The organism is uncultured Porphyromonas sp., assembly GCF_915070105.1.
Lineage (GTDB): Bacteria > Bacteroidota > Bacteroidia > Bacteroidales > Porphyromonadaceae > Porphyromonas.
On sequence record NZ_CAJZFJ010000097.1, the window covers coordinates 1 to 5,749 of the forward strand.

The 5,749-nt window shown below is 50.4% G+C and carries 5 protein-coding genes; 1 reads left to right on the top strand and 4 read right to left on the bottom strand.

Translation table 11 applies throughout. The features are described from left to right. Positions 1-582 precede the first annotated feature (582 nt). From dut to gcvH, 4 genes are all read right to left on the bottom strand, one after another. Positions 583-1,020 carry a dUTP diphosphatase gene (dut, locus tag QZ554_RS08005; protein WP_297195680.1) on the bottom strand — a complete coding sequence of 146 codons (438 nt, stop codon included), beginning with the start codon at positions 1,018-1,020 and terminating at the stop codon, positions 583-585. Between the two features lie 69 nt (positions 1,021-1,089). Then, positions 1,090-2,898: a (E)-4-hydroxy-3-methylbut-2-enyl-diphosphate synthase gene (gene ispG, locus QZ554_RS08010; protein ID WP_297195681.1), complete on the bottom strand. Its 1,809-nt coding sequence runs from the start codon at positions 2,896-2,898 to the stop codon at positions 1,090-1,092. Positions 2,899-2,982: 84 nt separating this feature from the next. Further along, positions 2,983-3,489, bottom strand: a complete 507-nt coding sequence (gene purE / locus QZ554_RS08015; protein ID WP_297195682.1) for a 5-(carboxyamino)imidazole ribonucleotide mutase — start codon at positions 3,487-3,489, stop codon at positions 2,983-2,985. Between the two features lie 8 nt (positions 3,490-3,497). Next, positions 3,498-3,878, bottom strand: a complete 381-nt coding sequence (gene gcvH, locus QZ554_RS08020) for a glycine cleavage system protein GcvH (RefSeq protein WP_297195683.1) — start codon at positions 3,876-3,878, stop codon at positions 3,498-3,500. A 1,332-nt stretch (positions 3,879-5,210) separates the two neighbouring features. On the opposite strand from gcvH, the gene QZ554_RS08025 reads away from it, so the two are divergent. After that, on the top strand, positions 5,211-5,749 hold a 539-nt coding region (locus tag QZ554_RS08025; protein ID WP_297195684.1), incomplete at its 3' end, for a DUF349 domain-containing protein.

A 5,749-nucleotide genomic window follows, 5' to 3' on the forward strand; every position in this document is an offset into this window, starting at 1 on the left:
AAAGAATCCTTTGTTCCTTGGAAATGATAAAGGCGAAGTATAAGATACCCAGTGTTATATCATGGTTAGCTTGGTTATGTTTAGTTCGTGCAAAGGAAGTACTATAGCGAATAGCTCTATCTGAGATAACTCTCCCCTTCGACCCATCGTGCACTTTAGCAAGATAGTTCTGTCTGCGCTCTCCCTATATGTCTTAATTCGGAACATGTCTGTGCTGCATCCTGAAGGTGCCAACAATCAATTTGGAAATATGTCGTATTCGTACACAGCTTAGACACACCGAGCGGTATCTCTAGTGAAGTCGTCAAGATTTACTAATATGTAGTACTCTCTCATGGCTCTCCGTCTTGTCCTTTCTACCCCTAAAAGACGTGAGCCCTCTGTACTTAAAAGGACACGTTGCCGAGGCAAAGGTTAATGGGAGGTATATCTGCTTCCATCTACTTAACAACATCACGGCTATATCAGGATAAGCTAGAGACTAACGTACTGAAAGATGCATAGCAGAAGGCGAAAGCTAGGATCCTCATAGCCCTTTCCCAAGCATGCTCCTACAAACAAAGACGAGGATAGAGCTATGCCCTATCCTCGTCCTGTGTGTCCAAAGCCTCCTGTGCCTCGCTTTGTCTCGGAGAGCTCCTCTACGGGCTCCCATTGGATGACCTCGTGTCGTGCGATGACCATTTGGGCAATGCGCTCTCCATCCTCGATCACAAAGGGTTCATTAGAGAGATTGACGAGCGGAACTTGTACCTCTCCCCTATAGTCAGCATCGATTGTCCCGGGGCTATTGATGACAGTGATCCCATGCCGAATGGATAGCCCACTACGAGGGCGAATCTGAGCCTCATATCCTAGTGGGAGCTCGATGTAGAGACCTGTTGGAATGAGTTTCCTCTCTAGGGGGCGAAGTGTCACAGCCTCAGTGAGTGAGGCTCGTAGATCGAGCCCTGCAGCGCCCTCAGTAGCGTAGCTAGGGAGGGGATGAGAGGACTTATTGATGACCTTGATTGGTAGCATAGGACTTATGTACTTATGAAGTGCTAAATGGCTATTCGACGGACTCTATGAGGTGTAGGGAAAGACCTCCTAGGAAGCAGGTGACTCCTCTCCTGGCTCTCTCCAGTCTCCGTGTTCCTTGATGAGTGTGATGAGGTGTTCTACGGCTTGGGCTTGGGGGACCCCCTTCTTGATACATTCCTGTCCCTTATATAGGTCGATCTTACCAGGAGCGGCACCGACATAGCCATAGTCAGCATCAGCCATTTCCCCTGGGCCATTGACGATACATCCCATGATCCCGATCTTCAGTCCCTTGAGGTGTGCTGTTGCGGACTTGATCTCTGCGATCGTGTTCTGGAGATTATAAAGCGTACGACCACATCCCGGGCAACTGATGAACTCAGTCTTGCTCATCCTCAGACGTGTCGCCTGAAGGATGCCAAAGGAAGTCTTAATGACATCCTCTACATTGAGATAAGGAGCTTCAAGGCAAAGACCATTCCCCCACCCATCGAGGAGGATGCTTCCGCAGTCAGCTGCAGCATAGAGACGGAAGAGGTCAAGATCCCGCTCCATATATGTACGCTTGAGCAGGACAGGGTTTGTTATACCTCCTCTCTGTAGCTGGGTAAATCCCCAGCGCCAGTCCGCTACAGGGTTCTCACCCCTACTCTCTAGGAGGATAAGGGTCTGCGGGTGATCAAGTAGATGCTGAATAGCCTCTTCCGTGATCTCCTCCGAAGATAAGGTGCAGGTAGATATACCGACGATCGGTGTACCATTGTGAGCTCTTAGCTGGCCATTAGGCATGAGAACAGCATCGGGATACTGAGCCACCATAGCCTCTAAATCTTCCTCGCCTAGTGATGGGTGAAGGACAATAGGGAGATTACTCCCCCCTACGAATGCCCCTACTGCAGTGGTCTGTCTCCGTGCCTCTTGGCTGAGCGCTCGATACTCCTCCCAGCTGGGGAGGTTGCCCTCAGGCGAAGGACTGGTCTCCCTCTTCGTGATGTAGTCTACGAGAGCTCGAGCCACGGGGATCTCACACTCAGGCTCTTCACTAAGTGATACACGTATCGTATCTCCTATCCCATCAGCCAGGAGCGAACCGATGCCTACTGAGCTCTTGATACGTCCATCCTCACCCTCTCCAGCTTCAGTTACCCCGAGGTGCAGAGGATATGCAGGATAGCCAAGGCTATGTAGTCGCTCTACGAGTAGGCGTACAGCCGTGGTCATCACCACTGTATTGGAGGACTTCATCGAGATAACTATATCATGGAAGTCGTGTGCACGGCATACATCCAAGTACTCCAGGCAGCTCTGTACCATACCCTCAGGGGTATCACCATAGAGCATAACCATACGCTCGGAGAGGGAGCCATGGTTCACCCCGATACGGATAGCTCGTCCTAGCTCCTTGGCTCTAAGCACAAAGGCTCCGAAACGCTCCTGTACCCGCTCGTGCATCGTGCGGTAAACCTCGTCATTCCACTCTGTGCAGCCCTTGCTGTCGACATAGTTACCGGGATTGATACGTACCTTCTCCACGTACTCTAGTGCCGTATCGGCAGCAGTAGGATTGAAGTGAATATCAGCCACGAGTGGGGTCGTGATCCCACGTGCACGGAGTGCCTGATGGATCACCCCGAGGTTGGTCGCCACACGCTTGTCCTGTGCTGTGTAGCGGAGGTACTCTGCTCCTGCGGAGATAATACGCTCAGCCTGAGCTACGGCGGCCTCGGTATCTAGGGTCGAGGCTGTGGCCATGGACTGAACACGTATAGGATAACCCTCTCCGAGGGGAGTATCCCCGATCTGGACGACGATAGAGCGACGTCTATGATACTGACAGGGCTCTGCCCCGAGATGGAATGCTTGGATATCTGACATCAGTGATGAATCTGTATGCACAAAGTAAACCCAGAGGGGAAGCAGATCACTTACCCTCTGGGTCTACAACATATTATAGGAGCATTAGTTCGTTTTGTGGGCGAACTTTACCTCCGACAGCTCTTTGTTTGCCTTGACGACCTTCTCCTTGAGGGACTCCTTGTAAGCCTCGAGCCTACGATAGAGCTCTTCATCAGAGGTCGCTAGCATCTGTACGGCTAGTAGGGCTGCGTTCTCAGCTGCGTTGATCCCTACCGTAGCCACAGGTATACCTGGAGGCATCTGCACGATCGAGTAGAGAGCATCTACCCCCTCAAGCGAAGCCTTGATCGGTACCCCGATGACGGGGACAGAGGTCATGGAGGCAATGACGCCACAGAGGTGTGCAGCCATGCCAGCAGCACCGATGATCACACGTATACCTCGCTCCTTGGCCGAGGTTGCAAAGGCCTCGACCTCCCTCGGAGTGCGGTGTGCAGAGAGGGCAAGCATCTCGAAGGGGATGCCTAGGGCATCCAGTCGCATTGCAGCCTTCTCCATGATGGGTAGATCCGAGGTACTACCCATGATGATACTGACTATTGGCTTCACGCTACGATCTATCCTGCGATGAGCTTGGTGTAGTCAGCGGCACTGAGTAGCCCTTCCACATCCTCTGCGTTAGCGGGCTTGATCTTGATGATCCATCCCTTGCCGTAGGGGTCGTTGTTCACGAGTTCGGGCTGATCCTCTAGCTCGGGGTTCAACTCGAGTACTTCACCCTCGATAGGTAGGAGTAGATCGGAGACGGTCTTTACGGCCTCGATGGAGCCAAAGACTTCATCAGCGCTGAGGGATTCACCTTCGGTAGGTACATCGACGAATACGATTTCGCCGAGCTCGCCCTGTGCGTAGTCTGTGATACCTACATAGACGACATCGCCCTCGAGGCGTGCCCATTCGTGGTCCTTTGTGTACCGTAGTTCTTGAGGAGTATTCATGCTCTTCTCTTTTGGGTTTATGAAGTTAGTTAATACTGTTGCTAGCTTGATTCTATGGAGCAAAGATAATCAACAAATCTCTATATAACCATAGATTGCTAAAAAGTTCTTTTCCCCTACCCTTCCCATGTGCTGAGGCCTGAAATCACCAGAGGTCGAGGGCAAAGTAGTCGAGGAGTATACACCCAAGACAGAAGTATCTGTCACCTAGGTGCAAACTTACAAAGAGTATACCTACTATCTAGGAGGGAAAAGTGTACACGTGTGTACACATCAGTATACCCACCTGTACACAACAGTGTACACACGTGTACACTACCTCGCTCTAAGTATATCCCCGATTGGGCTCTCGTATGTCAGTCTACCGGGGCTAATACCCAGGCTCTCCAGAGATACGGCTAAGGATACCTTGATATGTGATAATACCCCAAAGACCCAAAGAACGAAGAATGCGAAAAGAGACCCTGCATCGGCTTTGCCTCTAAACTCCACTGAACAGCTTCAGGATTATTAGCTCAGCAGTCTCCCTATATATTAATGTATATATGTGGAGAGAAAGAGTCTAAGGCTATGAGGGCTCTTCTCTGGCTTTGGAGGGAGAGTCACTGAGCCTCTATGCAAGTAAGTAAACCACCTATGCTACGCAACTCTATGCTCCAGCTCATAATGGAGGCATAGCGATGCTAGAGGCAGAAACAGTACGCCCCCAAAAGAGTGGCAACACGAGAGGGCTGCAATGAACAGCCCGACAACCCAACCTAAGGACATAATATATGCCCGAGGATGGAACACGTAATGTTTGCCCCCATGATCTATGTAAGGTGACGAGGGCGAACATTACATATCCTCTTCCCTCTCCTCGGTATGTTCTCTCCCACCCTCCTTCAATATCCGATACCGAGGGAGTTAGAAAAGGTTATTTTGTCCCCGCCAATCCTCGCACCCCCGCCCCACGAAGCGAAGAAGAGACGACGCTAATAATCTATCTTGAGCCCATAGATTCCACTGCTGATAGACTGCGGGGATACCTGCTAAGAAAGGAAGACTAAGCGAGGACTGCATGCTATATTTGAGTTCTTCCTTTGACATTGAGAGGAGGTTAATCGTATAAATATGAACTATGGAAGTGTTGATATCCTCCTAGATAGGTTACTTTGGGCGTCTTCTATGGAGAGAAAAGATTGGAGAGAAACAAAAAAAATGTTTTCTTTGTAGTAGGCAATATTATATGGACTCTTCCGTAGCCATTCGGTAGTTCTATCAGTATTTTGGTTACACTCTGATGGGCTATCCTAAGGCAAGGAGGGACGATCACACTTCAGAAAAGAGATTATGGAACTTCTTCAGAACTCAGAACAAACACAGCAAGCTGAGGCCACTGCACCGCAGCTTGATCAGCAAACTACGCCCCTAGAATCTACCCCCAACCTCCAGACGATGACAGCCCAGCAGCTTGTCGATCAGCTTGCTCTCCTCCTACAGCAGGAGGAGCTACCCGATCGTAAGACTGTGGAGCAGATACGTGGGCAGTTTATCCGAAGAAAGGAGCGACAGAACGAGTCCGATGCCACCCCCCAAGAAAACCTAGAGGCTCAGGAGATACGCCTCGGAGAGCTCTTGGCTACCTTCAAAGAACGTGATCGTAAACGCCAAGAGGCTCTAGAAGCCCTATTCTCGGAGAACAAGGCTAAGAAGGAAGCACTACTCCAGCGCTTCGAAGAACTCTTCAAGGAGAACGAAGAAGGAGCGGAGTTTGGCGAACTGTATGCCAAATTCACCCATATCCGTGATGAGTGGAAGGAGAGCGGCTCCGTAGATCAGAAGGATCAAGCAGAGCTAAACAAGCGCTTCTATACACTACGAGACCAGTT

Bases quoted from the DNA above. Each gene is read 5' to 3' on its own strand.
- gcvH (WP_297195683.1), bottom strand. From the start codon at position 3,878: ATGAATACTCCTCAAGAACTACGGTACACAAAGGACCACGAATGGGCA.
- ispG (WP_297195681.1), bottom strand. From the start codon at position 2,898: ATGTCAGATATCCAAGCATTCCATCTCGGGGCAGAGCCCTGTCAGTAT.
- dut (WP_297195680.1), bottom strand. From the start codon at position 1,020: ATGCTACCAATCAAGGTCATCAATAAGTCCTCTCATCCCCTCCCTAGC.